22 protein-coding genes and 1 pseudogene are annotated in these 26,329 nt (G+C 61.0%); 18 read left to right on the top strand and 5 right to left on the bottom strand.

Annotated elements, in window-relative coordinates; translation table 11 throughout:
* Positions 1 to 7: 7 nt before the first annotated feature.
* The 3 genes from L598_RS11810 to L598_RS11800 all read right to left on the bottom strand — a co-directional run bounded on the left by L598_RS11810 (position 8) and on the right by L598_RS11800 (position 5,675).
* On the bottom strand, positions 8 to 3,106 hold the full coding sequence (locus L598_RS11810) for an efflux RND transporter permease subunit (protein WP_144862738.1): 3,099 nt from the start codon (positions 3,104 to 3,106) through the stop codon (positions 8 to 10).
* Between the two features lie 57 nt (positions 3,107 to 3,163).
* Complete coding sequence (locus L598_RS11805) at positions 3,164 to 4,342, bottom strand: efflux RND transporter periplasmic adaptor subunit (protein ID WP_144862725.1); 1,179 nt, start codon at positions 4,340 to 4,342, stop codon at positions 3,164 to 3,166.
* A gap of 184 nt (positions 4,343 to 4,526) precedes the next feature.
* The gene (locus tag L598_RS11800; RefSeq protein WP_144862724.1) at positions 4,527 to 5,675 is read right to left on the bottom strand and encodes an acyl-CoA dehydrogenase family protein; all 1,149 of its coding nucleotides are present in this window, start codon (positions 5,673 to 5,675) and stop codon (positions 4,527 to 4,529) included.
* 311 nt (positions 5,676 to 5,986) lie between these two features.
* Between L598_RS11800 and L598_RS11795 the strand changes: the two genes are divergently transcribed.
* From L598_RS11795 to L598_RS11780, 4 genes are all read left to right on the top strand, one after another.
* Complete coding sequence (locus L598_RS11795; RefSeq protein ID WP_144862723.1) at positions 5,987 to 7,789, top strand: adenine deaminase C-terminal domain-containing protein; 1,803 nt, start codon at positions 5,987 to 5,989, stop codon at positions 7,787 to 7,789.
* A gap of 200 nt (positions 7,790 to 7,989) precedes the next feature.
* Positions 7,990 to 8,703: a DNA helicase gene (locus tag L598_RS11790; RefSeq protein ID WP_144862722.1), complete on the top strand. Its 714-nt coding sequence runs from the start codon at positions 7,990 to 7,992 to the stop codon at positions 8,701 to 8,703.
* Positions 8,704 to 8,799: 96 nt separating this feature from the next.
* The gene (locus L598_RS11785; RefSeq protein ID WP_144862721.1) at positions 8,800 to 9,927 is read left to right on the top strand and encodes a carbohydrate kinase; all 1,128 of its coding nucleotides are present in this window, start codon (positions 8,800 to 8,802) and stop codon (positions 9,925 to 9,927) included.
* Positions 9,917 to 10,861 carry a pseudouridine-5'-phosphate glycosidase gene (locus tag L598_RS11780; RefSeq protein ID WP_144862720.1) on the top strand — a complete coding sequence of 315 codons (945 nt, stop codon included), beginning with the start codon at positions 9,917 to 9,919 and terminating at the stop codon, positions 10,859 to 10,861. The genes L598_RS11785 and L598_RS11780 overlap by 11 nt, the downstream gene beginning before the upstream one ends.
* 30 nt (positions 10,862 to 10,891) lie before the next feature.
* Here the strand turns inward: L598_RS11780 and L598_RS11775 are convergent, their stop codons facing one another.
* Positions 10,892 to 11,602, bottom strand: a complete 711-nt coding sequence (locus L598_RS11775; RefSeq protein WP_144862719.1) for a GntR family transcriptional regulator — start codon at positions 11,600 to 11,602, stop codon at positions 10,892 to 10,894.
* Between the two features lie 73 nt (positions 11,603 to 11,675).
* On the opposite strand from L598_RS11775, the gene L598_RS11770 reads away from it, so the two are divergent.
* From L598_RS11770 to L598_RS11745, 6 genes are all read left to right on the top strand, one after another.
* Positions 11,676 to 12,650, top strand: a complete 975-nt coding sequence (locus L598_RS11770) for a C4-dicarboxylate TRAP transporter substrate-binding protein (RefSeq protein WP_144862718.1) — start codon at positions 11,676 to 11,678, stop codon at positions 12,648 to 12,650.
* Between the two features lie 56 nt (positions 12,651 to 12,706).
* Positions 12,707 to 13,219: a TRAP transporter small permease gene (locus L598_RS11765; protein ID WP_144862717.1), complete on the top strand. Its 513-nt coding sequence runs from the start codon at positions 12,707 to 12,709 to the stop codon at positions 13,217 to 13,219.
* Between the two features lie 2 nt (positions 13,220 to 13,221).
* Entirely contained in the window at positions 13,222 to 14,502 is a 1,281-nt protein-coding gene (locus L598_RS11760) for a TRAP transporter large permease (RefSeq protein WP_144862716.1), read from the top strand.
* A 33-nt stretch (positions 14,503 to 14,535) separates the two neighbouring features.
* Positions 14,536 to 15,750 carry a mannonate dehydratase gene (gene uxuA / locus L598_RS11755; RefSeq protein WP_144862715.1) on the top strand — a complete coding sequence of 405 codons (1,215 nt, stop codon included), beginning with the start codon at positions 14,536 to 14,538 and terminating at the stop codon, positions 15,748 to 15,750.
* Between the two features lie 246 nt (positions 15,751 to 15,996).
* Positions 15,997 to 17,205 carry a glycoside hydrolase family 88 protein gene (locus L598_RS11750; RefSeq protein ID WP_144862714.1) on the top strand — a complete coding sequence of 403 codons (1,209 nt, stop codon included), beginning with the start codon at positions 15,997 to 15,999 and terminating at the stop codon, positions 17,203 to 17,205.
* A 5-nt stretch (positions 17,206 to 17,210) separates the two neighbouring features.
* Entirely contained in the window at positions 17,211 to 17,981 is a 771-nt protein-coding gene (locus L598_RS11745) for an enoyl-CoA hydratase-related protein (RefSeq protein WP_144862713.1), read from the top strand.
* Here L598_RS11745 and L598_RS11740 read toward each other — a convergent pair.
* On the bottom strand, positions 17,971 to 19,047 hold the full coding sequence (locus tag L598_RS11740) for a LacI family DNA-binding transcriptional regulator (protein ID WP_186445015.1): 1,077 nt from the start codon (positions 19,045 to 19,047) through the stop codon (positions 17,971 to 17,973). The genes L598_RS11745 and L598_RS11740 overlap by 11 nt on opposite strands.
* A 223-nt stretch (positions 19,048 to 19,270) precedes the next feature.
* Between L598_RS11740 and L598_RS11735 the strand changes: the two genes are divergently transcribed.
* The 8 genes and pseudogenes from L598_RS11735 to L598_RS11700 form a co-directional block, all read left to right on the top strand.
* The gene (locus L598_RS11735; protein WP_144862711.1) at positions 19,271 to 20,167 is read left to right on the top strand and encodes a dihydrodipicolinate synthase family protein; all 897 of its coding nucleotides are present in this window, start codon (positions 19,271 to 19,273) and stop codon (positions 20,165 to 20,167) included.
* A gap of 31 nt (positions 20,168 to 20,198) precedes the next feature.
* Entirely contained in the window at positions 20,199 to 20,723 is a 525-nt protein-coding gene (locus L598_RS11730; protein WP_186445014.1) for a TRAP transporter small permease subunit, read from the top strand.
* Positions 20,724 to 20,729: 6 nt separating this feature from the next.
* Positions 20,730 to 22,007 (top strand): TRAP transporter large permease, encoded by a 1,278-nt coding sequence (locus tag L598_RS11725; RefSeq protein WP_144862709.1) that lies wholly within the window; start codon positions 20,730 to 20,732, stop codon positions 22,005 to 22,007.
* 17 nt (positions 22,008 to 22,024) lie between these two features.
* On the top strand, positions 22,025 to 23,002 hold the full coding sequence (locus L598_RS11720; protein ID WP_144862708.1) for a TRAP transporter substrate-binding protein: 978 nt from the start codon (positions 22,025 to 22,027) through the stop codon (positions 23,000 to 23,002).
* Complete coding sequence (locus tag L598_RS11715; RefSeq protein ID WP_144862707.1) at positions 22,999 to 24,210, top strand: acyl-CoA dehydrogenase family protein; 1,212 nt, start codon at positions 22,999 to 23,001, stop codon at positions 24,208 to 24,210. Before L598_RS11720 ends, L598_RS11715 begins: the two co-directional genes overlap by 4 nt.
* A gap of 74 nt (positions 24,211 to 24,284) precedes the next feature.
* Positions 24,285 to 25,529: a CaiB/BaiF CoA-transferase family protein gene (locus tag L598_RS11710; RefSeq protein WP_246658726.1), complete on the top strand. Its 1,245-nt coding sequence runs from the start codon at positions 24,285 to 24,287 to the stop codon at positions 25,527 to 25,529.
* Entirely contained in the window at positions 25,526 to 25,993 is a 468-nt protein-coding gene (locus tag L598_RS11705) for a MaoC/PaaZ C-terminal domain-containing protein (RefSeq protein ID WP_144862706.1), read from the top strand. The genes L598_RS11710 and L598_RS11705 overlap by 4 nt, the downstream gene beginning before the upstream one ends.
* Positions 25,994 to 26,087: 94 nt before the next feature.
* Positions 26,088 to 26,329 (top strand): annotated as a pseudogene (locus tag L598_RS11700) (fumarylacetoacetate hydrolase); the annotation flags it as partial.

Genomic DNA, 26,329 nt, shown 5'->3' with positions numbered 1-26,329 from the left:
CGATCCGCTATTCGCCGGGCGCCAGCCGCGCCTTGGCCTGGGCCTGGCCCAGTTCCCGATGCAGGCGGGCTTCCTCTTCGGTCTTCGGCGTCACGAAGCGTCCGAGCAGCAGATAGACGACGGGAGTGAGGAAAAGCGTCGCCAGGGTCGAAAGGCCGAGGCCGCCCACGATGACCCAGCCGAGCGCGATGCGGGCTTCCGCGCCGGCCCCGCTCGCCAGTACCAGCGGCAGGCCGCCGACGATGGTGCAGATCATGGTCATCAGCACCGGGCGAAGGCGGATATTGGAGGCCTCCTCGATCGCCTCATGTACTCCAAGCCCGCGCTCGCGCAACTGGTTGGCGAATTCGACGATAAGGATGCCGTTCTTGGCCATGATGCCGATGAGCATGACCAGGCCGATCTGGCTGTAGACGTTCAGGCTGGTGCCAGTGAGGATGAGTGCGAAGACGGCGCATGCAAGTCCCAGCGGCACGGTTGCCATGATGATGACGGCGCTGACGAAGCTTTCGAATTGCGCGGCGAGCACCAGCAGTATGATGACGATGGCGAAGCCGAAAGTGGTCAGCATGCTGTCGGAAGTTTCGCCCAGGGTGGCGGTTTCGGCGAGCGGAATGATGCGGCTGCCGGCCGGCATCAGTGGTTCGGCAATCTCCTGCGCGCGCTCATAGGCGTCTCCGAGGGCGAAATCCGAACGCAGCGCCGAGGTGATGCCGACCGCGCGCATCTGCTGCTCGCGCTGGAGCGCGGGCGGGACGGGCTCTTCCTTCAGGGTGGCTACGGTCGAAACCGGAACGAATTTCCCGTCGCTGGTCTTCAGGAATATGTTTTCCAGATCGGTCGGGTCGTTGATCGGATTGGTCGTCGAGACGAGCTTCACGTCGAAGCTGCGGTCATTGATGAAAACCGAGCCGATCTCGCGGCCATCGAGCATGGCCTGCATGGCCTCGCCGAAGCCGGCGATGTCGATGCCGAGATCGGAAGCCCGCTCACGGTCTATGGCGATGGAGAGCTGCGGCTGCGTCAGGTCGTCCGAGAGGCGGGCCTGCTCGAAGCGCAGGTCCTTGTCCATTTCGGCAACGATCTTCATCGCCGCATCGGTCAAGGACTGATAGCTGTATCCGGCCAGTGCGAATTGCAGGCCGCTGCCGGCGCCGCGGATGCCGAGGCTGTTCGGCTGGAAGGCGAAGGCGCGAACACCGGGCACGTTCTCGACAAGCGCGGAAACCTCGTCGAGAATTTCCTGCTGGGTACGCTGACGTTCTTCCCAAGGCGCCAGGCTCATCACCATGAAGCCGGTGTTCTTCGCCCCTCGCGCGCCGGCGATGGAGAAGGTGCTCCTGATCTCTCCGCTGTCACGCAGCGGCCGGATAAGCCGCTCGATCTCGTTCATCTGCCCTGCGAGATAATCGAGGCTGACGCCTTGTGGCGCCTGGATGCGCAGGAAGGCCATCGAGCGATCCTCGGGCGGCGTCAGCTCGTTGCGGATGGTGCCGAACATGGCAAAGGCAGCGCCGGCAAACAGGACAGAGACCAGAACGACCACCAGCGGAGCCTTGAGACAGGCCCTGAGGCAGCGCCGGTAGAATTCCGCAAGCGAGCGGCCGAGGCGGACAACCGCTCCTCCACGATGCTCATGCCCCTCCTGCGAGCCGGCAAGCATGCGCGAGGCAAGCATCGGACAGAGCGACAGGGCAACAATGGAAGACAGGAACACCGAGAAGGCGAGCACGAAACCGAATTCGCGGAAAAGCCCGCCTGCCTGTCCCGGCAGGAAGGATAGAGGCACGAAGACGGCGATCAGCGTCGCGGTGGTCGCAAGAACGGCGAAGAAGACCTCCTCGGTGCCGAGAACGGCCGCCGCGCGGGGGCCGATGCCCTCATTGCGCCGGCGCACGATGTTCTCCAGAACCACAATGGCATCGTCAACGACGAGGCCGGTGGCCAGCACCAGGGCGAGCAGCGTCAGGATGTTGACGGAGAAGCCGGCGAGATAAATGGCCGCGATCGTACCGATCAGGGCGACCGGAATGGCGACGCCGGGAATGACGGTCGCCCGCCAGTCCCACAGGAACAGGAAAATGATGGCAAGCACCACCGTGACCGAGATGCCGAGAGCAATCTCGACCTCGTGAATGGCGCCGTCGATGAAGGCGGCGTCGTCACTGGTGATGGTGATGTTCATGCCCTCGGGCAAGTTCGGCCGGAGATTTTCGACCGCCTCCCTGACGCCCTCAGAGATATCGAGCGTGTTCGACTGGGCCTGGCGGATGATGCCGAGGCCGATGCCAGTCTGGCCGTTGGCGCGCAACTGCGATTCGCCGATATCGCCGCCGAGCGTCACCGTCGCGACGTCGCCGATGCGGGTGTTCCTGTTGATGAAGATGCTTTCGAAACCTTCCGGCGTGGTGACGGTCGCCGTGGCGCGCACAACGAGGTCCTGCGTATTGCTGGTCAGCGAGCCGGCGGGCGTGTCGAAGGCCACGGTCGCCAGGGCGTCGTGCACGTCGGCGACCGTCAGGCCGCGGCTGGCAAGCCGCGCCTGGTTGATGTCGACGCGGAAGATCTTGGCCCGATCACCCCATATCTGGACGTCTGCCACGCCGGGCACGGCGGCGAATGTATCGGCGATCTCGTCCTCCACCAGGACGGTCATGTCCTGGATACTCATGGTGGAGGAAGTCACCGCCAGCCGGATCACGGGCTCGGCATTGGCATCAGCCTTGACGATGCGCGACGGATCCGCCTCTTCGGGTATGTCGTTCTGCACGCGGCCGAGCGCATCGCGCAGATCCGAGGCGGCAACGTCGAGATTGGTCTCGTCACCGAACTCGACCGTCACCCGGCTTCGTCCGAAGGACGAGGTGGAGGAGATCGACTTGATGCCGGCGACCCGCGAAATGGCGCCTTCGATGACAGAGGTCAGCTCACGGTCGACAGTTTCCGCCGCAGCGCCCTGGAAATCGGTGGAGATCGTGATGACCGGGCGGTCGACATCGGGAAGCTCGCGAATCTCGACGCCGAAGAAAGCGGCCAGACCTGCCACCGCGATCAGCGTGTTGAGCACGAATGCGAGCACCGGCCGGCGGATGAAAAGCGCCGTCATACCGGTTTCCGTGCGGGAGGTCGGACCCTCGTTCAAACCGGTTCTCCTTCGCCTGACCTATGATCCGCGCGCGGGGAGGGCGGTGCTTGGAATGGCGGAGCTTCCACCACCGCGCTCTGCGACCAGGACCTCGGCGCCATCGCGCACATTGTGGATACCCTGCACCACCACGACGTCTCCGTCGACGAAATCGCCGTCCACCAGAACGCTGTCGGTGTTGCGCTGGATGATGGTCACCGGCGTGCGGCGCGCGCGGCCATCCTGGACGGCCCAGACGAAGGCCCCTTCCGCTCCCCACTGGATGGCGAGCGGATCGACGGAGGCGTAGGTGTCGCCGGGGAACTGCAATGTCACCCGGAAGGCCATGCCGGCGCGCAGGGTGTCGGCCGGATTGATGACGCGGGCCTGTACCTGCAGGGTGCGGCTTTCAGGGTCTATGCGGTTGTCGAGCGCGTTGACGGTGCCCTGATAGACTTCGGTCGGGCGTGAAATGGAGGTGGCCGACAAGGGCATGTCGAGGCGGACCGAGCTGGCGTAACGTTCCGGCACCCAGAAGTCGATCAGGATCTCAGAGCGGTCGTCGATGGTCGCGATGTTGGTTTCCGTCGTGACGTAATCACCTTCCGAAACCGGAAGGATGCCGACGACACCCGAAATCGGCGCGACGATGGAGCGGCGCTCGAGCGCCAGTTCAGCTTCACGCAGCGCAAGCTGGGCATTGCGCAGTTCCAGCTCGGCCTGCGTCACCTGGACGGCAGTGGAGGTATTCGAGGAGCGCAGCGCCAGCACCCGGTCGAGCTTGGCCTGGGCATCATCGACCGTCAGCTTCGCGCGATCGACGGCAATCTGTTCGGCGTCGAGATCAAGGCGGGCAATCGGCTGTCCGGCCTCCACCTCAGCGCCGGAATCGACGAGGATTTCGGTTATGCGCCCGGAACTGAACGGGGTGACGATAACCGAATTCAAGGCGCGGCCGGTACCGATCGCTGTCAGCCGGTCATTGATCGTCGCGATTGCTATGGGTTCGATCACAACCTGGCCGCTAGGACCTTCGCCGGCCCCTGACATGCCGTCTTGCGCAGTGGCGCGCTCATCCGACGCATCGGTCGCGGCGATGGCCCAATCCATGCCCCACCGTCCCAGGACCTCCTGAGCTCCAGGGAAGAATTTCGCCCATATGACAATGGCGGCCGCAAGAACGATCAGGCAAAGGGCCGACTGCTTCCAGAATGACATCCACTGCTCCGGGTTCGGTCGTTCCGGCACAAGGGCCGTGCGAGAAACAAAACAGGCCCGGCCACGGGCCCTACGCGATTGACCGCCTATACGCGATTTCTATGTAACTTATCACTCAATATATCATTAAATAATCGTAATGCGCGGCCTTTCGCGTTCATTGTGGGTCCGCGTTGCCAATAGGCTACATGCGCTTGGCGACCTCCTCCAGCATCACCTCGGTGGCGCCGCCGCCGATTGCCTGGATACGGGCGTCGCGCACCATGCGCTCGATGGGAAATTCGCGCATATAGCCGTAGCCGCCGTGGAACTGCTGGCAGGAATACATGACGCGGTTTACGAGCTCGCCGCACAGCGCCTTGACCATAGAAACCTCGCGCGTGGCGTCCTGGCCCTGCGCGTCAAGCCATGCCGCATGATAGACGAGTTGGCGGGCGGCGGCGACCTCCGCCTGCAGCATGGCGAGGCGCTGGCGGATTGCCTGCTTGTCCCAGAGCCTGGCGCCGAAGGCGGGACGTTCCTTCACGTAATCCAGGGTCAGGTCGATCGCCTTCTGTGCTTCTCCGACGCACATGGCACCGAGCACGATGCGTTCGTTCTGGAAGTTCTCCATGATGGCGTAGAAGCCGCGATTTTCCGTGCCGAGAAGTGCGTCGCCGGGCAGTTCGCAGTCCTCGAAGACGAGTTCGGCGGTATCGGAGGAGCGCCAGCCCATCTTGTCGAGCTTGCGGCCGACGCGAAAGCCGGGCGTGTCCTTCTCGACGATGAACATTGAAATCCCGCGCGAACCCTTGGCATCTGGATCGGTACGGGCAGCGACGAAAAATAGGTCGCCATGCACGCCGTTGGTAATGAACATCTTGCTGCCGTTCAGGACCCAGCCGTTGCCGCGCTTCTCGGCGCGGGTGCGCAGGGCCTGCACATCCGAGCCGCCGCCCGGTTCGGTGACGCCGACGCCGGTGATCTTCCGGCCGGCAACGATGTCGGGCATGTAGCGGTCGAGCTGTTCCGATGTGCCGAAGCGGGCCAGATGCGGCGAAGCCATGTCGGTGTGGACGAGAACGGTGATGTTGAACCCAGCATAGGTGGAGCGCGACAGCTCCTCTACGAAGGCGACCGTGGCAACGGTATCGAGGCCGGCGCCGCCGTATTTCTCCTGATAGCGGATGCCCAGGAAACCGAGTTCGCCCATTTTCCCGAGCACCTCGCGCGGCACCATGCCGCCCTTCTCCCAGACGTCGCCATTGGGAACGACTTCGGTCTCGACGAAGCGCCGCACCTGTTCGCGCAATGCCTCGACGGTTTCGTCGGTGTAGATGAGCGGATGTGACATTCTGCCTCCCGTTTTCCTGGCAGATTGGCCGCGCCGCCGGCCGAATGCAACGGACTTTATGAGAATGGGTTCTACGAAAAATGGCGGGCCGGGCGGGACAGGTGCTCGTCTGCCTTTTCGTTGGCCAGGCAGAGAAACCGGGAAAATCCGCCTGTTCACCTTGCCGCCATGCCCGGTTGACGCGGCCCGCTCGTAAAATCAACGGAGGGCTGCGTCGATGGTTCCTGATTTTCAGGCAGTTTCACCATTGATCGCGATGCGGTTTGCGCGGCACTCTGACGGCCATCGCACAACAGAAGGGCAGATTGACCATGGCCACCCTCACACGCTTTTCCGTAAAGCCGCTCTCCGCCATGACGCGGCACCTGGCCGATGTCGCTTCCGCAAGGGCGGAGCCGGATCTCGTCATCAAGGGCGCGCCGGTCCTTTCGACCTATTCCGAGCGCATCCTGCCCGAGCGCGAGGTCTGGATCGCCGGCGGCCGCATAGCGGCGGTGAAGCCCGCAGGGAGTTACAAAGGCTCCTCGGCCAAGGTCCATGACGCAAAAGGCGGCGTCATTGCGCCTGGATTGGTCGATCCGCATATCCATATCGAATCGAGCATGGTGACCGCCTGCGCCTATGCGGAGGCTGCGCTCCTCAACGGTACGACGACCATTTTCTGCGACAGCCACGAGATCGGCAATGTCATGGATGTTGCCGGCGTGGAGGCCATGCTGGAGGATGCCCGCGAGGCGCCGCTGTCGATCTTCCTGACTGTGCCGAGCACCGTTCCGGCGACTTCGCCTGAACTGGAGACGGCGGGCGGTGACCTGACGGCGGAAAAGATCGCCGCCCTTTTCGACAAATGGCCGGAGGCCGTGGCACTGGGGGAAAAGATGGATTTCGTGCAGGTGGCGACAGGTGACGAGCGCAGCCATGCCATACTCGCCGCCGCACTCCAACGCGGGCGTCCCGTATCGGGCCATGTCTACGGGCGTGAATTCGTGGCCGCCTATGCGGCGTCGGGCGTTACCGACACGCATGAGGCGATAGACCGCGACATCGCGGACGATCTGCTGGAGGCTGGCATCTGGCTCTTCCTGCGCGGCGGACCGCCGACCACGCCGTGGCACAGTCTGCCGGAGGCGATCAAGACGATTACCGAGCTTGGCGCCTCGCACAAGCGTATTGCCGTCTGCACCGACGACCGCGATGCCGACGATCTGCTGCTGTTCGGCCAGGACTGGGTGACGCGGCAGACAATGAAGGCTGGCATGAAGCCGGAACAGGCATGGGCCATGGGTTCATTGCACGGCGCGACGCGTTTCGGCATGGAAGGCGAGATCGGCGGCATGGGCGGTGGCCGTCGTGCAGACCTTGTGCTGCTCGATGACGAGTTCAAGCCGATCAACACCTGGTATGGCGGCGAACTGGTGGTGGAGGACCGCAGGATCACGCCGCTGCTGGATCAGGCGTTGTCTGCTCGCTACCGCTATCCCGAGGCGGCTTTCAGGACAGTGAAGCTGCCGAAGGAAATCAGGCTGACGCCGGAACTGCCGACGGAGACGGTGGTCGCGCATACCATCAGGACGGAACTGCCGGGCATCACGCTCGGCCATGTGAAGGTGACGCTGGAGCCTGCCAATGACTGGCAGACCCATTTCGACCGCCATGGCTTGTGTTTCGTGACGGTAGTCGAGCGTCATGGCAAATCGGCGGGCAATGTCGCGCATGGGCTCTTGAGCAATTTCAACCTGAAGCGCGGGGCGGTGGCCTCGTCTGTCGGCCATGACAGCCATAACATCATCATCGCCGGCACCAACGAAGCCGACATGCAGGTGGCGCTGAGGACGATCGAGGAGAGCCAGGGCGGCGTCTGCGTGGTCGACAATGGCGAGGTGAGGGCGATGGTGGAACTGCCGATCGCCGGGCTCTTGTCGGACAAGCGTGTGACCGAGGTCGCCGACGAGGTGCAGGCATTGAAGCGCGAATGGGAAGCTGCCGGCTGCGCCATCCCCTATATGGGCTTCAATCTCATCCCGCTCTCGGTGATCCCGGAAATCCGCATCACCGACAAGGGGCTGGTGCTGGTGCCCGAGATGGAGATCGTGCCGGCCTTCGAGACCGTCTGATAATTCTACTCGGGCGGTCACCTGCTGTGTTCGGTCGGCAATGATTGGGCTATGATTTGATTCGTGCGCGGCCCACGCCTCCCCCCTCCTTCGGGAAAGTATTGTTCGTACAGGGCTACTGACCCTAATCATCGAACCGACTGTTCGAGCACTGCGCATAAGGAGGGATTGCGAAAGACTGCTCGCATAGGAGGTTATTGATGAAGCTGTCCGCGCCGATCCATCACCTGAAGCGCAAAGCCAAGCTCTTGTCCCGCAAAGAGAATATCTCGCTTCACCAAGCGCTCGACCGCGTGGCCCGGCAGGAAGGCCACAACGGCTGGAGCTTCCTTGCGGCACAGCTTGCAAAGTCTGCGCCGGCTCGAACACTGTTTGCCAAATTGAAACCGGGCGACCTGGTGCTTGTGGGGGCCCGGCCGGGCCAGGGTAAGACCCTGTTGAGCCTTGAACTGGCCGTGGAGGCCATGAAGGCCGGCAACCGGGCGATGTTCTTCACGCTGGAATATACGGAAAAGGGCATTCTGGATCGTTTTGAGGCGATAGGCGCGGACTACGCCCGGTTTGACGGCCTCTTCGAGTTCGACTGCTCAGACGCCATCAGTGCCGACCACATCATCGGCTCTTTGGCGTCGATGCCTCGCCGTAGCCTCGTGGTTGTAGATTATCTGCAATTGCTTGATCAGAAACGCGAGAAACCCGAATTGGCAGTGCAGGTGCGTGCGCTGAGGTCGTTTGCGCGGAGACGAGGACTGATCATCGTTTTCATCTCTCAGATCGACCGGTCATACGACCCAACGAAGAAACCTTGCCCTGACCTTCAGGATGTCCGACTGCCGAACCCGCTGGATTTGCGGCTGTTCGACAAGACCTGTTTCCTGAACAAAGGCAAAGTTAGGTTCCAGGCGACGGTCTAGAAAAGCCAAGCCAACTCGCTGCGGGACCGCAGCTATCGTCACTCCGAGAGAACAACAGTTGACGTAATAAACTTTTGTTTATACTGCGGCTAGGCCATGAGCGACAAGGATCTCGGGCCGCAGGAAAAGGCCGTGCTGGATGTGATCACCGCCAATCCATTCATCGGGCAAGCGGAGATCGCGAGTGCGCTTGGTCTGGCGCGCTCGACCGTGGCGGCGCATATCGTCTCCCTTGGCCGCAAGGGCTATATACTCGGGCGCGGCTATGTGCTGCCGCGGGCCAAAAAGGTGATCTGCATCGGCGGCGCGGTGGTGGACCGGAAATATCATGCCGTCCAGCCGATACGGCCCGAAACCTCCAATCCAGTGACCGGACGGCGCTCCTTCGGCGGCGTGGCGCGCAATGTCTGCGAGAATCTCGCTCGGCTCGGCGTCGAAACCGGCATGGTCTCCCTGCTCGGCGAGGACGATGCCGGCCGCGCGCTGGCGGCGCATCTGCGTAATCTCGGCATCGACACGGCGGGCATTTCCTGGCGCCACGGCGCGGCGACGGCGGAATATGTCGCGGTGCTCGATACCGACAGCAGCCTTGTCGTCGGCCTTGCCGATATGGGCATTTTCGACAGTTTGGATACCCGGGTCCTGGAAAGCGCCTGGCCGAATATCGCCGCCGCCAACTGGGTTTTCTGCGATTGCAATCCGACGAGCGACTTCCTGCATCACCTGACGGCGCGCCGCCACTCGGCGCGTTTCAGACTGGCGATCGACGCCGTATCGAGCCCGAAGGTGCAGCGCTTGCCGGAAAGGCTGGAAGGGATCGATCTCCTTTTCCTCAATATGGACGAGGCAGTTGCCTATCTCGGCATCAGGAACTTGAGCCCCGAAGATGCGGCGCTTGCCCTGCTCGAGCGCGGAGCGGGTGAAGTTGTGCTTACGCTCGGAAGCCGCGGGGCGCTGGCGGCGGGCGACGACGGCGTCATATTATGCGAGGCGGTACCGTGCGAACCTGTCGATGTGACCGGTGCTGGCGATGCGCTGATCGCGGGAACGCTGTTCAGCCTGCTTTCGGGCGACAGCCTTACCGGAGCGGTGCGAACCGGCTGCCTGCTCGCTGCATTGACGACGGAGAGCGAGGCATCCGTGCACCAGGAATTGTCGGCCGAATTCCTCGCCCGATCCATGGGCCGCATCGAAAACGAAACCGGAGCCGCCAATGTCGAATGAACCGATCCGTCCCGTCCTGAGCGAGGAGGTTGCCGATGCACTGGCGGAAGGCCGTGCCGTGGTGGCGCTGGAATCGACCATCATCTCGCATGGTATGCCCTATCCGCAGAATCTCGAGACGGCGCGTCTGGTCGAGGCGATGGTGCGCGAGCATGGCGCGATACCGGCGACGGTCGCCGTGGTGGACGGCATGCTGCGCGCCGGGCTCGACGACGCGACGCTGGCGCGCTTCGGCGATGACAGGACCGTCATCAAGGCTTCCTCGCGCGATCTCGCCGCCGTCATGGCCGGCAGGTTGTCTGCGGGCACGACGGTTTCGGCCACCATGCGCATAGCGGAACTGGCCGGCATCGGCATTTTCGCCACCGGCGGCATCGGCGGCGTGCATCGCGAGGCGGAAACGAGCTTCGACATTTCGGCCGATCTTACCGAATTGGGGCACACGGGCACGGCGGTAGTATGCGCCGGCGTGAAGTCGATCCTCGATATCGGCAAGACGCTCGAATATCTGGAGACCCAGCGCGTGCCCGTCATCGCCTTCGGGACGAACGAATTTCCGGCCTTTTACATGCGCAAGAGCGGTTTCAAGGTCGAACTGAGGCTCGACACGCCGGAAGCGATCGCCGAGACAATCGCGCTGCACCGGCGGCTGGGTTCCGGCACCGGTCTCCTGATCGCCAATCCTATCCCCGAGGAGGCGGCGCTGGATCCGGCTGCGATCGACGGTACGATCGCCGATGCGGTGGAAGAGGCGCGGCGTTCCGGCATCACCGGCAAGGATGTGACGCCCTTTCTGCTCGCCCGTCTCAACGAACTGACGGCGGGTGAAAGCCTCAAGGCCAATATCGCGCTGGTGCTGAACAATGCGGCGCTTGCGGCGCGCATCGCCGTTGCCGGCGCCGCAGGGCGCTCCCAAGGATCAAGCCGTCAATGAGGTACCTGGAGGATTTGCAAAAGGGCGAGATCAGACGACGAAGAAAGACGGATATTCGTGCGCCAGTTTCGGCAGCGAAATCAGGATTTCCGACAGGTGCCGCCGCATTGCGGCTTCCGCCTCTTTCGCCGACCGCGCCTTGATCGCCTCGATGATCGCGGTGTGCTGCTCGATGATCGTATCCAACGGCGTTGCTTCCGGCAACGAGAGGTAACGCACCCGGTCCATCTGCGCCTTCAGCCCTTCCAGTACCCGCCAGGCATCATCGCAGCCAGCGCTGCCGGCGATCGCCTGGTGGAACATCTCGTCCAAACGCAGAAAGCCGACATTGTCGCCGTGGCGGGCGACGGACCATTGCCGCCCGATCAGCTCTTCCATCGCCGCAATATCGCTTTCGGAGGCCTCCGCCGTTGCCTTGCACACGATGGCGACCTCGATCGCCTCGCGGATGAAGCGCGCGGTCTCCACCTCGCGAATGGAGATCAGGCGTACGAACGTTCCGCGTTGCGGCCGGATCTCCACCAGCCCCGCTTCGCCGAGCTTTATGAATGCCTCGCGCACCGGCTGGCGCGAAACGCCGAGCTGGCGGGCGATCTCGGCCTCCGAAAGAGGATTTCCCGGCCGCAACTGCAACTGCACGATGGCGTTGCGCACATTCTCGAACACACGGCCACCGATCGTCGCCCGGCGCACCCGGCGGCCATCCTGTTCCAGGGCGGTCAGTTCGAAATTGATCGTCATGTTGACAGTTCTATACTACCATACTAGTCTGCGGAAGAGGTAAACGGAAGTTATCCGGTTCTGGGAGGAACGTATGAAACCCGTCGCACTGAAAGCACTCATCTCGGCCGCGCTCGTGACCATTTCGGCGCAGGCATTCTCGGCTGATTACACGCTCAGCATCAATACGGCCCTTACCACTGACGACCCGCTTTACAAAGGGCTGGAGAGCTTCCGCGACGCGATTGCCGAGCGCTCGGACGGCGCCATCGAGGTCAAGCTTTTTCCGAATTCGCAACTCGGCCCGGACGAGGATGTGCTTGAACAGGCAAGGGCCGGCGCGCCGGTGGCCGTGGTCGTAGACGGCGGCCGCCTCGCGGTGTTCCAGAAGGAATTCGGCGTGCTCGGCGCACCCTATCTCGCTTCCGGCTACGAGGGCATCCGCAAGGTTGTTACCTCGCCTCTGTTCGAGGAATGGGTGCAGAAGCTGCGCGATGCTTCCGGCCACCAGATCCTGTCCTTCAACTGGTGGCAGGGCGAGCGCGAATTGTGGACCAACAAGCCGGTCGAGACTCCGGCCGACCTCAATGGCATACGCATGCGCACGCCGGGCGCGCCGGTCTGGGTTGAAACGATCAAGGCGATGGGCGCCACCCCGACACCGATGCCCTATGCGGAAGTCTATTCCGCCATGCAGCAAAATGTCATTGATGCGGTCGAGGCGCAGCTTCCGGCCGGCAAGGGCTCCAAGCTCAACGAGGTGGCCAAGTACCTGACCAAGACTCACCACATCAATCTCATCACCGGGCTGGTGACGAGCGCATCCTGGTTCGACAGCCTGTCGCCGGAACTGCAGACGATCCTGCGCGAGGAGGCGCTGAAAGCGGGTGATGTCGCTTCGCACGGCACCGAAGATTCTCTGGCCCAGATCGAGGCCGAAATGAAGGAAGCCGGCATGACGGTTTCCGAGATCGATGTGACGCCGTTCAAGGAGGCGACGGCCGGTGTCTATGAGACGCTCGGCTACGGCGACCTTCGCGAAGAGCTGCAAAAGATAGCCGGTCAGTAGGCCTTTCAGGACTACTCCAAAGTGGCGTGGGCGTCAGCCCGCGCCGATGGGACATCATGCTGAAGAACCTCTCCCGCATAGAATTCGGCATCGCCGCTTCCCTCCTGGCGATCATCGTCGTGCTCGTATTTCTGGCTGCGATCATGCGGTTCTTTGGCCATCCGCTGATTTGGTCGGTCGATCTGGCGCAGCTCCTGTTCATCTGGCTGTGCTTCCTGGGCGCTACGCGCGCAATGCGCGAGAAAGGCCATATCGGCATCGACCTGCTGGTCCGGCAGCTCGGCAATCGCAGCCGGTTCGCGCTGGAAACCGCCATCACCATTGTCATTCTGGTCTTTCTCGGTCTCCTCGCCTACGAGGGTTATGAGCTGACCATGCTCAACAGGCAGCGCCAGTTCGGCGACAGCGGCCTGTCCTATGCGTGGGTTACCGCCGCGGTTCCGGTCGGATGCCTGATGCTCGCCGGCGCACTGATCTGGAACCTTGTCCAGGCATGGCGCAACCGGCGTGAAGGCTTGCTGGTCTATTCGCGCATATCGGACGGAACCGCCTCCGCTTCGGAGCTCTGATCTTGCTGCTGCCATCGATCGCCTTTCTTGCCCTGATGCTGCTCGGCGCGCCCGTCGCCTTCGCGATCGGCATTTCAGGTTTTCTCTTCTTCCTCACCGATCCCGTCATGCCTGTCTCGATCGGTGTGCAGAAGATCGCCACGATGAGCCAGAGTTTTCCTCTGCTTGCGGTGCCCTTCTTTGTCTTCGCCGGCCACCTGATGAACGAGAGCGGCATCACCTCGCGGCTGTTCCGCTTCTCGTCAGTGGCGGTCGGGTGGATGTCGGGCGGGCTTGCGCAGGTCGCGATCGTGCTTTCGACAGTGATGGGCGGGGTGTCCGGTTCGGCTGTCGCCGACGCGGCGATGGAGGCGCGCATCCTTGGACCGACGATGGTCTCGAACGGCTACGGCAAGGGCTTTTCCGCTGCCGCGATAGCCGTCGGCTCGCTGATCACCGCTACCATCCCACCCTCGATCGGCCTTATCCTCTACGGCTATGTCGGCAATGTTTCGATCGGCCGCCTGTTTGTCGCCGGCATCATTCCGGGTTTCCTGATGATGCTGGTTCTGATGGTCACCGTCTATGTGATCGCGCGCCGCCGCAATTATGTCGTGGCCGACAGCAACCGGCCGACCCTGGCAGCCCTCTTTTCCGCCACCTGGGGCGCCAAATGGGCGCTGCTCTTCCCTGTCGCTCTGATCTTCGCGATCCGCGGCGGCGTGTTCACGCCTTCGGAGGTCGGTGCATTCGCCGTCGTCTACGCCGTCCTGGTCGGCTTTCTCGCCCATCGCGAGATGGACCTGAGAAAGCTGAAGCGCGCCTTCGAGCACACGATCTCCGATATCGGCCTGATCATGATCATCATCCTGATGTCGGGCATGATCGGCTTCGCCATCATCTTTATGCAGGTGCCGCAGGAGATCTCGCAATGGATGCTGAACGGCATCAGCAGTCCGCAGGTGATCGTGCTCGTCATCCTGGTCTTTCTGCTGGTCGCCGGCTGTTTCATCGAAAGCACCGTGCTCGTCCTGCTTCTGACGCCGATTTTCGTGCCGATCATCACGCAGATAGGCATCGATCCGGTGCATTTCGGCATTCTGATGATGAGCATCGTCACGCTCGGCGGGATGACGCCGCCAGTGGGCGTGGCCATGTACGCGGTATGCTCGCTGATGGACGTGAAGATCGAGGAATATACGGCCGAAGCAATCCCGTTCCTGGCGGCGGTGATCGGCCTCATCGTCACGCTGCTCTTCCTGCCGGGTCTCGTGCTTTGGCTGCCCAACCTGGCCTTCGGCTGAAAGCGCGGCCTGACCCAATCCGGAGTTTGACGAATGCGGCATGTCTGGAGATGGTTCGGACCGATCGACAAGGTCACGATCGCAGACGCGCGGCAAGCCGGCGCGCAAGGCATCGTGACGGCCCTGCACCACGTTCCCTATGGCGCCGTCTGGACGCCTTCCGAGATTGAAAAACGGCAGCGGGAGGTTGCGACCCTGCCAGACGGAACGCCGAGCGGCCTTGCTTGGGAAGTGGTGGAGAGCCTGCCGGTCTCGGAGGAGATCAAGACGCAGACCGGTGACTGGCGCAGCCATATAGCAAACTACAAGATATCGCTCGAAAACCTGGCGCAAGCCGGCATATCGACCATCTGCTACAATTTCATGCCGGTGCTCGACTGGACACGGACCGACCTTACCTGGCGCGTGTCTAATGGCGGTACCACCATGCGCTTCGACCTCATCGACTTCGCCGCCTTCGACATTGCCATCCTGAAACGCAGGAATGCAGCCGCCGATTACGCGCCTGACATCGTGAGAGACGCCGAGCGCCGTCATGCGCTTATGGATGATGCCGCGAGGACGAAACTGGCCAGAAGCATAAATTCGGGCCTGCCCGGCTCGACCGAGGACACGTCCCTGAACAGTCTTGCCGCGCAATTGGCGCATTATGAAAATATCGATGCAGCCATGCTGCGCCGGCACTTCGTCGATTTCCTTTCCGAAGTGGTGCCTGTGGCTGAGCGGCTCGGCGTTCGGCTCTGCTGCCATCCGGACGACCCGCCTTTCCCTCTGCTCGGTCTGCCGCGCATCATGTCCACCGAGGCCGATTACCGTTTCATCCTGGATGCCGTCGACAGCCCGGCCAACGGGGCGACGCTGTGCACCGGCTCGCTCGGTGCAAGGCCGGACAACGACCTGCCCGGCATGGCCGCACGGCTGGGACCAAGGGTTCATTTCGCGCATCTGCGGAATGTACGGAGGGAAACGCAAACCACGCCCTGCTCCTTTTACGAAGACGAGCATCTGGGAGGCGATACCGATATGGTGGCCGTGGTGGCGGCGCTGCTTCGGGAGGAGACCCGGCGCAAGGCCGAGGGGCGGTCCGACGCAATCATCCCGATGCGTCCGGATCACGGCCAGGACATCCTTGACGATCTCAAGCGCAACGCCCAGCCCGGCTATCCGGCGATCGGGCGGCTGAAAGGCCTCGCTGAACTGCGCGGCGTCGAGCAGGCGCTTACGCATGGGCCGAGTCGCAGCCAGTAACCAGCTCATCCCTTGATCGTTAGATTCGGCGGCCTTTGGTTCTTCGCGATCGGTTATAGGGTGGAGCCAATATGCCCGATTGCGGAAAGGTGATCAGCGATTAACGTGATACTCGTCCTCGCTATGTCCCACGTGACCTAGCGTTACCGTGGATTATTCTTCAGCAGAAATATTCTGAAAGCGCTTTCAAAACACAAGGCGCAATGCTAGGTTTAGTTCGCCAACTTGATTTATGGATTTGGAAGCATGCTAGACATTCAGCAGGGATCTCGGGCGGCCTTTGAGGAAGCTCTCCATCTTCTGGCGACAAAGACACTCGAAGATGAGGCAGGCCTAGGAATTCGCTTTCCCTATGTAACCAAACCGGACGGCTCGTGGGATACCATGCTCGCCTCTGTTTCCGCCGGCTACCAGGAAGATGCCTGGAGCCACGGCAACTGGTTTTGCGGCTTCTGGATCGGGTTGTTGCTGATTTCATATCTTCATACCGGCAATGAGGAAGCACTGGAGCTTGCGCGTGAACGCATGCATCTTGTGGCTCCCCGCGCGAAGGACCCTAACACCCATGATATCGGGTTCATTTTCCTGTCGAGCGCCATACCAGCCTTTCATATCACCGGGGACAGATTTTACGCGGAGGTCGCGCTGGAAGCTGCGCAGCAATTGCGGGCGCGGCTCGTGCGTACGGATCTTGGTTCATATATCTCCTCGTGGGGCCCACATAACGATATCCGGGGCAGGCGGAGTTCTGCCATCGATACCATGGCCAACCTGCCGCTTCTCTACTGGGCGGCCGCACAGGCAAAGGACGACAGTTTCCTAGTCGCGGGAGAACTGCACGCTCGGATGACCGAGCATGCGTTCATCCGTTCCGATCTCTCAACTTACCACGCCGTGGAGTACGATCTCCCTTCGGGCGTGCGCGGCAGAGGGTACACGTTTCAGGGATATGGCGATGAATCGTTCTGGTCACGCGGACAAGGTTGGGCAATCCTGGGCTATGCCGAAACGGCTCGCGCCACCGGCTCCTTGCGTCATCTGAAATTGGCTCACCGCCTTGCAGACCGGTTCCTCGACGCTCTCGGAGATGCAACATCGGCCCCTTGGGACTTCGATGATCCGGCTGGAAAGGACGCGACTCTGGATACTGCGGCCTCTGCAATTGTAGCCAATGCGCTGCTGCAGATGGCGGATCTGGAACCTGACATGGAACTCGCCGAGCAGCGGCATGGTCAGGCGGTCAAAATCTTAAGTGATCTCTGTCGCGACCACCTGTCCCGGAATTCCGCCGAACGTGGCTTTCTGCGCCACGGCTGCTATTCCAAGCCTCACAATATCGGCCCCGACGCCGCGGTGCTGTTCGGCGACTATTATTTCGCCGAAGCGTTGCTGAAGGTGCTGAAGCCGGGTGCATTTCGGCCGATCGCCGAGCGGCTGACCGCTACGGAGGTGTAAGCTCGATGGAGAGGGAAACTTCCGTCGGCCTTTCATGCTCGGGGTCAGTCGCAATCCTCCAGATAGACAATCCACCCCTCAACATTCTGACCGTCGCTGTGAGAGAAGCGCTCTTCCGACGGATCATCGAAGTTGAGAACCGGCCGGATATCCGCGTCGTGGTGGTTCAGGCCGGCGGTAGCCGTGCCTTCTCCGTGGGCTCCGACATCAGGGAGTTTCCCGACGACGAATTGGGAGGCGTAGCCAAGATACGCTTCGAGCAATATTTGCTCGATCGATTGGCCGGGTTGCCAGCGGTCACCATTGCCAAGGTCGGAGGAATGGCGCTCGGCGGTGGAGCCGAGTTGATGCTTGCCTGCGACTTCCGGATTGCATCGACGGGTGCGGAAATAGGCTTTCCGGAAATCCGTCTGGGAGCTTTGCCTGCTGCGGGCGGCATGAAGCGGCTCACACGGGAAATTGGCCCTCTGTATGCTCGGGAGCTCGTGCTACTCGGGCGGCCGGTAAGCGCCACCCGAGCCGCCGAAATTGGGCTCATCAACTCTGTCGTTCCGGCGGAGGACTTAGATGCGGAGGTTGACCGCCTCGCACGGGAGCTCGTGGCCCTTCCTGCAGAGGCCATGAGGCTGGCCAAGCGGGTTATTGGCTCAGACGCCCTGTGGCGGCAAATGGACACCGAAGAAGCCGAGGCTTTCGGAATCTTGTTTCGTGGAACCGACTTGGCGGAAGGGCTGGCAGCGTTTCTTGAAAAGCGCGAACCACGCTTTAATCGTTAGCAGTAAAAGCCGGCGTTTCAGAAGTTTCGACCGGCAGGTCGAGCCGAAGCGGCATGTCACGCGGAGGTCCGGCTGATTCCCTCACGGCCAGCCGCGCATCAATGATTGTCGCAGGGGCTGCGGGCCTGCCGTGAAGCAGTTCCAGGATCCGCTCTGCTGCCGCGGTGCCGATTTCTGCCGCCGGAACCGTCACTGTTGTGAGACCGGGCGTCAGATAGCTGGCGAAGTCCAGACCATCATAGCCGGCGATCGACAGGTCTTCGGGCACCTTAATGCCCAGTTGCCTCGCCTCTGCCATTGCCCCGACCGCCAGCACATCGGTGGTGCAGACAAGACAGGTCGTTTCGGGCGCCTTGGTCATGATTGCGCGGAGACCCTCGCGCCCGGCCTTCATCTCGTAAGGCACTTCCAGGAGCTCTTCCAGCCGGCAGTGCGATCCCGCATCTTCGAGGCAGCGTCTGATCCCGTCGCGGCGGGCGCGGATGCGGTCATTGTTCCCGGCAGGGCTTGTCAGTATGGAAAAGCGACGATGGCCGAGCCCAACCAGATAGCTCGTCATGTCGTAGGCGGAGCCGAAATTGTTGAATCCAACGGCAGGATAATCCTCCGCAGCTTCATGGACGAAAGTGACCACGATCGGGCAGCCATGTTGCCGCAGAAGCGTTCGCGTCTCCGGCAAACGTTCGTTACCGACCAGCACCAGGCCATCGACACCATGAGCCAGCAGCGACTGTGTCTCCTGGTGCTCCTTTGCCGGATCGTATTGCGAGTTAGCCACCAGAAGACGATAGCCGTCCTCTCCGAGGCGGTCCTGAAGCGCCTCCACGCCCCGCGCAAAAACCGAGATCCCCAAGGTGGGTACGACCACACCAACGGACCGGGTGCGATTGGACGCAAGCGCACGCGCCGCGCCATGGGGGACGTAATTCAGCTCCCGCGTGGCCTTCAAGACCCGTTCGCGCAGATCCGCCTTGACGATCTTTGGGTTGTTCAGCACCCGGGATACAGTGGCAATCGACACTCCCGCGACCGCCGCGACATCGGCAAGTGAAGCTTTCTTACTCACAGCGAATCTGCTCCCACCTGAAAGCGCTATCAAATCACTGTGAGAAGTTTAGCACAGGCAGTCCGCAGCTACGAGCACCAGCAGCAGCCATCTTTATATCACTTGCGCACAAATATGGTTCTCGGGATTTGACAAGATAAAATCATTATGTATTCTGAAAGCGCTTTCATAACCTTGCAGATCGCCGGATTGCCGAGGCGGTGCCACAAAAGGGAGGATGTATATGGCGCATTGGAGGGGGGTTTTTCCCGCCGTAACCACCAAAATGTCTTCTGACGGCACGGTCGATCTCGAGGCCACACAGCGTAGCGTCCAACGCCTGATCGAAGCGGGCGTCAGTGGCGTCGTCATGTTGCCGATGCTCGGCGAGAATGCCTCTCTCGACGATAGTGAGCGCGAGCGGGTCCTGCGGAGCGCTGCCGAGGTCGTTGGCGGTAAGGTGCCCATGTTGTCCGGCCTTGCAGCCACCACGACCGAAGGCGCGAGAATCCTTGCCCGCAGCATGAAGAAGTGGGGCGCGGAAGGCTTCATGGTCTTTCCAAGCCTTGGCTACAAGTCCGACGGACCCGAGACGGCGGAATGGTACAGGGCGATCGCCAGCGCGACCGATTTGCCGATCATGATTTACAACAATCCCATCGCATATGGGGTCGATGTTACGCCCGAAGTGCTTGCTCAGCTTGCTGACGTCCCGGAGATCATCTGCATCAAGGAAGAAAGCGGGGACGTGAGACGCGTTACCGATCTCTTCATTGCATTTGGCGACAGGTTCAGTGTCTTTTGCGGCGTGGATGACCAGGTGCTGGAGAGCGTCGCGCTTGGCTCTACCGGCTGGGTTTCCGGCATGACGAATGCCTGGCCCGCCGAATGCGTCAAGCTGTTCAATCTATGCACGGAGGGCCGTCTGGCGGAGGCGCGGGCGCTCTACCGGTTTCTCACGCCCGCCTTTCATCTCGATACTCATGTGAAACTCGTCCAGTACATCAAGCTGGCCGAGCACCTTGTTTATGGAGCGCCCGAATGGACTCGTGCTCCGCGCTTACCCCTTTCTGGAGAAGAGAGGGATCGGGTGGCGAGCATCATCGAGGCGACGAAAGCTGCGCTCGAAAGAAGTGTCTGAGGCAGCTACGTCAGCAAAAAAGGGAGGAAGGATGCAAGCGATCAGTCGATTTGCCGACGGGCTGTGCCTCATGCTCGGGTGGATAGTTGGTATCTTTCTGGCGGCGGCGACGGCTGCCGTGTTTCTTCAGGTGGTGATCCGTTTTGTTCTGCCGTTATTCAATGTCATCGTGGCGGCGCCATGGACTGAGGAAGCAGCGCGCTACCTGATGGTATGGGTCGTCTTCCTGGGTGTGGCGGTGTTGTGCCGAAGTTATCGCCTGATTTCAGTCGAGATGTTGGCAATCGTCGTGCCAAAGCCTGCCGGTACGGCAATCAAGCTCATTTCGACTGCAATTTCCATCGGCTTCTTCGCTCTCGTCGCTCAAATCGGTTTCGGCTGGACGATGATGAGCGGCATCGAACTTTCCCCCGTCATGCGGCTGCCGATGAACTGGGTCTACTTTGCTGTTCCCATCGGCAGCCTCCTTGCCATCTTCAACCTGCTCGTCTTCGCGGGCGAATGCCTGGTTGGTAGCCGAGAGGCGGTCGCCGCCCATGCCGAGATCGCGGACTGAAAATCCATGCTTATTGCTCAGATCATTCTCGGCCTGCTGGCTCTCCTGGCAATCACAGTTCCCGTTGGCATCGCCATCGGCGCGCTTTCCTTCATCGGCCTCTGGGCGCGTGGGATCCCCCTTGTATCGGCAGCGCAGACCGTGTTCGAGAGCTTGGACAGTTTTTCTCTGATGGCGGTGCCTTTCTACATCCTTGCCGGCAGCATCATGCAGGCGGGCGGGATATCGCAGCGCCTGGTCAATCTTGCGAACGCTGTGATCGGATGGCTGAGAGGCGGGCTCGGCGGCGCGGCAGTGCTCACCAGCATGTTGTTCGCCACGATCTCTGGCTCGTCCTCCGCCACCACGGCGGCTGTCGGATCGACCACAATTCCGGCCATGGTGGCCAAGGGCTATCCCCGCAACTATGCGGCCGCTCTTGTAGCTTCATCGGGTGAACTCGGAGTCATCATTCCGCCCTCGCTGCCGATCATCATCTACGGGTTGGTGATGAACCAGTCGATCGCGACCCTGTTCATTGCCGGCATATTGCCGGGCATTATTATCGGCGGCTCGCTCATACTGACCTCCATCCTAGCCGCTTATGTGCGCGGTTTTGACAACGTCACACCCGTTCGCCTGGGCGAATGGATCCGTAACGTGGGGAAAGCTGCGTGGGAGGCGCTCTTTGCTCTGATGATGCCGATCATCATCCTCGGCGGCATTTATACAGGTGCCTTCACGCCGACCGAAGCGGCGGTGGTGGCAGTGGTCTATGGCCTCATTGTCAGCCTCTTCGTCTACCGCGAGCTGCGCTGGCGATATCTCGGCGAAGTTTTCGTGAAGTCGGCGCTGGTTTCGGCCGGCATCCTCCTGATCGTTGCCTTCGCCTCGGCGCTTGGCTTCTTCCTGACGATCAGCCAGATCCCGCAACAGATCGGGCTGTGGCTGGGTGGCCTCACCGAGTCGCCGATCGCCTTCCTGCTGATCGTCAACGTGCTGCTCTTCATTACCGGCATGTTCATGGAGACGCTGGCGGCCATCATCATCCTTGCCCCAATCCTTGGGCCGATCGCCAGCCAGTATGGCATCGATCCCATCCATTTCGGCATGGTGATGGTGGTCAACCTGGCAGTGGGAATGGTCACCCCGCCCGTCGGTGTCAATCTGTTCATAGCCTGCGAGGTGGCTGGGATACGTCTCGATCAGATCATCCGTCCATTGCTGCTTTTCCTCGCGATCCTGGCGCTGGACATCCTGATCATTTCTTACGTGCCAGCGATTTCGCTGTTCCTAATTCGCTAACCAAGGGAGGAATATCGATGAAACTCTTCAAGATGCTCGCGCTCGGCAGCCTGATTTCGGCGCTGCCGACAATGGCGAATGCGCTCGAGATCACGCTCGGCCATACGCTCGCCCTCGACAGTCACTACCAGGCGGCCGCTGAAAAGTTCAAGGAAGTGGTTGAGGCCGGCAGCAACGGCGAGATCACTGTGTCGGTCTTCCCGCAAAGCCAGCTTGGCGGCGAAGTTAAAATGATCCAGTCGGCGCGCACAGGCGCAATTGGAGCTTTCATTACTGCCGGCCCTCCGCTCGAAAACACGATCCCACAATTCGCCGTCTTCTCGCTTCCCTATCTCTTCAATTCGGTGGACGAGGCGAATGGCATCCTGCAGGGCGAGATAGGAGACAAGTTTCTCGGCCTTTTGCCTGATGCGGGACTTGTTGGCCTGAACTTCTTCTCTGTCTTCGAGCGCAGCGTTTTTGGTAGCAAACCCGTCAAGTCCCTCGTGGATATGAGCGGCATGAAGATTCGCGTCCTCCAAGGCCCGGGCTTTGTCCAGACCTATGACGCGCTTGGCGCGCAGGCCACGCCAATGGCCTACAGCGAGGTTTTCGTCGCGTTGCAGAATCGTGTCGTGGACGGAGCCGAGGCTTCGCCCGAGCAGGTTATTCAGGACAAGTTTGTGGAAGCTACCGACTATTTCAGTCTGACAAAGATCCACTACATGCCTTCGTTGCTGATCATGTCGAAGCCGATTTTCGATGGACTGACACCGGAACAGCAGGAACTGGTGCGGGAGGCTGCCCGCCAAGCGCGGGATGCATCGCTGGAGACCTACAGGCGCACCTATGAAGAGGCGCTGGTCGAGTTACGGGAAAACGACGTCGAAATCATCGAACCGGATTTGACGGAGTTTCAGTCGAAGGCCAAGGCTCTCTGGCCCAATCTCCTGGCGAATGTGCCGCAAGGCGAAGAGAACCTCAAGCTGATCCAGGCTGGGATTGGCAAGGAATGACCGATCGAACCGGTGACGCATCCGCGTTGCCGGTAACCCCCGAAGAATGCTCCGCACTCAAGAAGCCCCCCATGTTCGAACTCGATCAAGAAACACAGCTCATCCAGGACACTGTTCGTTCGTTCGTCGCAGACATGGTGGTGCCCCGTGCCGCCTTGATCGACGAGAAGGATGAGTTTCCCTTCGATGTCTATCGCGGCATGGGCGAATTGGGGCTTCTTGCGATGACGCTCCCCGCCCGATACGGCGGGGCCGAGGCAAGCACCATGGCCTGGGCAGTCGTGCAGGAAGAACTGGCCCGCGGTTCGGCCGCGGTGGCGGACGCGCACATGGTGAACAAGCTCATGTGCGATATCCTCCTCAGCAACGCCAATGAAGAGGACCAGGCTCATTTTCTGCCGCGCATGGGGCGTGGTGAGATCATCTGCGCCATTGCGCAGACGGAATCCGACACAGGTTCCGACGTAGCTGCGGTCAAGACTACCGCAAAGCCAGTCAGTGGCGGTTTCCTCATCACCGGAGCCAAGCAGTTCATCACCTTTGCCGGGATCTGTGATCTGGCAATCGTCGTGGCGACGACTGATCGCAGTCTTGGCCGCGATGGCATTGGACTTTTTCTGGTCGATGCTGAAAGCGAAGGTTTCCGACGTGGCGCCAAGAGCAGCATCATGGGTGTTCGGGGGTTGGCGACGGGCGAACTCGTTTTCGAAGACTGTTTTGTTCCCGAAAGTCGCATGCTCGCGCCTCCCGGAACGGGCTTGAAGCGTGCGCTGATCTCGCTGAATTCCGGCCGCATCGGAATGGCGGCCCAATCGATAGGCATCGCCCAGGCGGCTTTCGATTTGGCGCTGACCTTCGCCAAGGAACGACAGGCCTTCGGCGGTCCGATCGCCAATTTCCAGGCGATCCAGTTCATGTTGGCGGATATGTCGATGAAGATTGAAGCCGGACGCCTGATGACAAGGCGAGCAGCATGGACGCGCGACGCCGGCAAGGCCTTCATTCGCGAGGCTTCTGAGGCCAAGCTTTTCGCCTCGGAACTGGTGGCGAAAGTTGTTGACGACGCGCTGCAAATCCACGGCGCGCACGGATACTCGCGCGAAGCCGTTATCGAACGTCTTTACCGCGACAGCCGTGTATATCGGATTTGGGAAGGCACCAGCCAAATTCAACGGATTGTCATTGCCCGGCAACTGCTGGCGGCTTGAAAGCTATCCAAAAGGGCAGTGCCGCTCATCAGAGACGCGCGCTTGATCCACTCTCCGTGAAGAAGGAACCTGATGTGACGACAAAATCGAGCGAGCCGAAGGCGCCGCGCCTCCTCGAAGGAATGACGGTGCTGAGCTTCTGCCACTATCTGCAAGGCCCGGCCGCTGCCCAGTATCTTGCTGATCTCGGTGCGGATGTGATCAAAGTCGAGCCCAAGAAGGGTGCCTTTGAAAGGCACTGGGCCGGGGCTTCCACCTTCGTTGAAGACGTAAGCGTGTTCTTTCTCTGCGCCAACCGCAACAAGCGAAGCATAGCGCTCGATCTCAAGCATCCCGACAGCACACAGATCCTGCATCGCCTTATCGCAAGTGCGGATGTTCTGGTCGAGAACTATCGTCCCGGCGTTATGGACAGGCTCAATCTAGGCTACGAGGCGGTGCGCCGAATCAAGCCGGATATCATCTACGCGTCAGCGACCGGTTTCGGCGCTGATGGCCCTTTCAAGGATCGCCCCGGTCAGGATCTGCTCATTCAGGCGCGCTCCGGACTCATTGCTGCGAGTGGCGCCCGTCCGACAGTGACAGGCTGTGCTGCGGTGGATCAGCATGGCGCCGCCCTTCTAGCAATGGGAATCGCGGCCGCCTATGCCTCGAAGCTGACGACCGGCAAAGGGACGCGGATCGAAGGCAGCCTATTCAATGCCGGTATCGACCTGCAGGCGGAATCGCTAACGCTCTACTATTCCGGCAAACAGAGTCGGGAACGATTTACACGCGATCCTCACCTGGGAACGTGGTTCCATGAGGCGCCTTATGGCGTCTATGAGCTCACTGACGCGTTTGTCGCCATTTCGCTCAATCCCGTCCAGAAAATAGCCGACGCACTCGGCAGCGAGGAATTGGCGGCCCTCGCCGGAAACGATGCTTATAATGACCGCGACCTAATCGCTTCCACGCTAGCCAATATCCTGTCCGAATGGAGTTTTGCAGATCTGGAACGCGCCTTCGAGCCCGCTGGCATCTGGTACGAGCGCGTCAACGATTATGATGACCTCCTAGTCGATCCGCAGGCCGTGCACAATCAGATCTTCCGAAAGATTCCTGTGCGGGGCGACGAGGCCACGATCGTCAATCATCCTCTGAAATATGACGGCCTCGTACCGGAATTGCGGCTGATGCCGCCCGAGATCGGCCAGCATGGCGAGGAGATCCTGGAAACGCTCGGATTTAGCCAGGAGGAGATCGCCAGACTTGTGGAATCCGGCGCGCTGGCCCAACCGCCGAAGACAGCCGAATACAAAGATGGAACGACACAATGACCTACATGAACGTGGAACTCTCCGAACAGGTTCGCTTCTCCAAGACGGTATCGGAGACGGACGTGTATCTTTTCGCCGGCATCACTGGAGACTTCAGCGGAAACCATGTTGATGAGGAATTCATGCGCACGTCGCGCTACGGTCGGCGCATCGCGCACGGCGCGCTCATCATCGGCTTCATGTCGACGACGTCGACCATGCTGATCGAACGTGCTCTAGCTAGAGGAATCGACTCGACCCCGGTCTCGCTCGGATATGACCGTATCCGTATTCTGGCTCCGGTCTTTCTGGGCGATACCGTGACGGTCACCTATACGATTGCCGAGATCGACGAGGAACGTTTGCGTACTCGAGCCAAGATCGAAGTTACCAACCAACATGGCGAGCTCGTGACCGTCGGGGAGCATATTCTGAAATGGGTTCCGCGGGTTGAGCCGGCGGCATCCACAGGGCCGGTTGTGTAACAAGACTCTGTATCTGCTTGAAAAGGCGCTTATTTTCGTCGTTGGAAGGGGTCATTCACGTATGAGATATTCTCTGGGCCTTCCGGATGAGGGAGTGTTTGTTGGTCGTGCCAGGACCGCTTCTGCCCGTCATCCCCTGGTGGTGACGGTGCGGGAAGGCGCGGTGCTCGACATCACCTCGAAGGAGGCGCCGACGGTGCGCGACATCTGCGAACTGGATGACCCGGCAGGTTACGTCCGTAAGGCGCAAGGCAGGGTGATCGGCAGTCTTGAGGCGGTGGCGGAAAACAGCTTCGAAGCGCATCGCGACCCGCGGCAGCCCTTTCTGCTTTCGCC

The sequence above is a fragment of the Mesorhizobium sp. J18 genome, from assembly GCF_007829525.1.
Lineage (GTDB): Bacteria > Pseudomonadota > Alphaproteobacteria > Rhizobiales > Rhizobiaceae > VLJP01.
Note: the sequence above shows the minus strand (reverse complement) of the source record. Positions and strands in the feature narration are given on the sequence as shown.

Excerpts from the sequence above, each read along its gene's own strand:
- L598_RS11790 (WP_144862722.1), top strand. The coding sequence starts at position 7,990 with ATGAAGCTGTCCGCGCCGATCCATCACCTGAAGCGCAAAGCCAAGCTC.
- L598_RS11715 (WP_144862707.1), top strand. The coding sequence starts at position 22,999 with ATGACCGATCGAACCGGTGACGCATCCGCGTTGCCGGTAACCCCCGAA.
- L598_RS11735 (WP_144862711.1), top strand. The coding sequence starts at position 19,271 with ATGGCGCATTGGAGGGGGGTTTTTCCCGCCGTAACCACCAAAATGTCT.
- L598_RS11810 (WP_144862738.1), bottom strand. The coding sequence starts at position 3,106 with ATGACGGCGCTTTTCATCCGCCGGCCGGTGCTCGCATTCGTGCTCAAC.
- L598_RS11765 (WP_144862717.1), top strand. The coding sequence starts at position 12,707 with ATGCTGAAGAACCTCTCCCGCATAGAATTCGGCATCGCCGCTTCCCTC.
- L598_RS11775 (WP_144862719.1), bottom strand. The coding sequence starts at position 11,602 with ATGACGATCAATTTCGAACTGACCGCCCTGGAACAGGATGGCCGCCGG.
- L598_RS11750 (WP_144862714.1), top strand. The coding sequence starts at position 15,997 with ATGCTAGACATTCAGCAGGGATCTCGGGCGGCCTTTGAGGAAGCTCTC.
- L598_RS11705 (WP_144862706.1), top strand. The coding sequence starts at position 25,526 with ATGACCTACATGAACGTGGAACTCTCCGAACAGGTTCGCTTCTCCAAG.
- L598_RS11770 (WP_144862718.1), top strand. The coding sequence starts at position 11,676 with ATGAAACCCGTCGCACTGAAAGCACTCATCTCGGCCGCGCTCGTGACC.
- L598_RS11785 (WP_144862721.1), top strand. The coding sequence starts at position 8,800 with ATGAGCGACAAGGATCTCGGGCCGCAGGAAAAGGCCGTGCTGGATGTG.
- L598_RS11720 (WP_144862708.1), top strand. The coding sequence starts at position 22,025 with ATGAAACTCTTCAAGATGCTCGCGCTCGGCAGCCTGATTTCGGCGCTG.
- L598_RS11800 (WP_144862724.1), bottom strand. The coding sequence starts at position 5,675 with ATGTCACATCCGCTCATCTACACCGACGAAACCGTCGAGGCATTGCGC.
- L598_RS11725 (WP_144862709.1), top strand. The coding sequence starts at position 20,730 with ATGCTTATTGCTCAGATCATTCTCGGCCTGCTGGCTCTCCTGGCAATC.
- uxuA (WP_144862715.1), top strand. The coding sequence starts at position 14,536 with ATGCGGCATGTCTGGAGATGGTTCGGACCGATCGACAAGGTCACGATC.
- L598_RS11805 (WP_144862725.1), bottom strand. The coding sequence starts at position 4,342 with ATGTCATTCTGGAAGCAGTCGGCCCTTTGCCTGATCGTTCTTGCGGCC.
- L598_RS11730 (WP_186445014.1), top strand. The coding sequence starts at position 20,199 with ATGCAAGCGATCAGTCGATTTGCCGACGGGCTGTGCCTCATGCTCGGG.
- L598_RS11745 (WP_144862713.1), top strand. The coding sequence starts at position 17,211 with ATGGAGAGGGAAACTTCCGTCGGCCTTTCATGCTCGGGGTCAGTCGCA.
- L598_RS11780 (WP_144862720.1), top strand. The coding sequence starts at position 9,917 with ATGTCGAATGAACCGATCCGTCCCGTCCTGAGCGAGGAGGTTGCCGAT.
- L598_RS11795 (WP_144862723.1), top strand. The coding sequence starts at position 5,987 with ATGGCCACCCTCACACGCTTTTCCGTAAAGCCGCTCTCCGCCATGACG.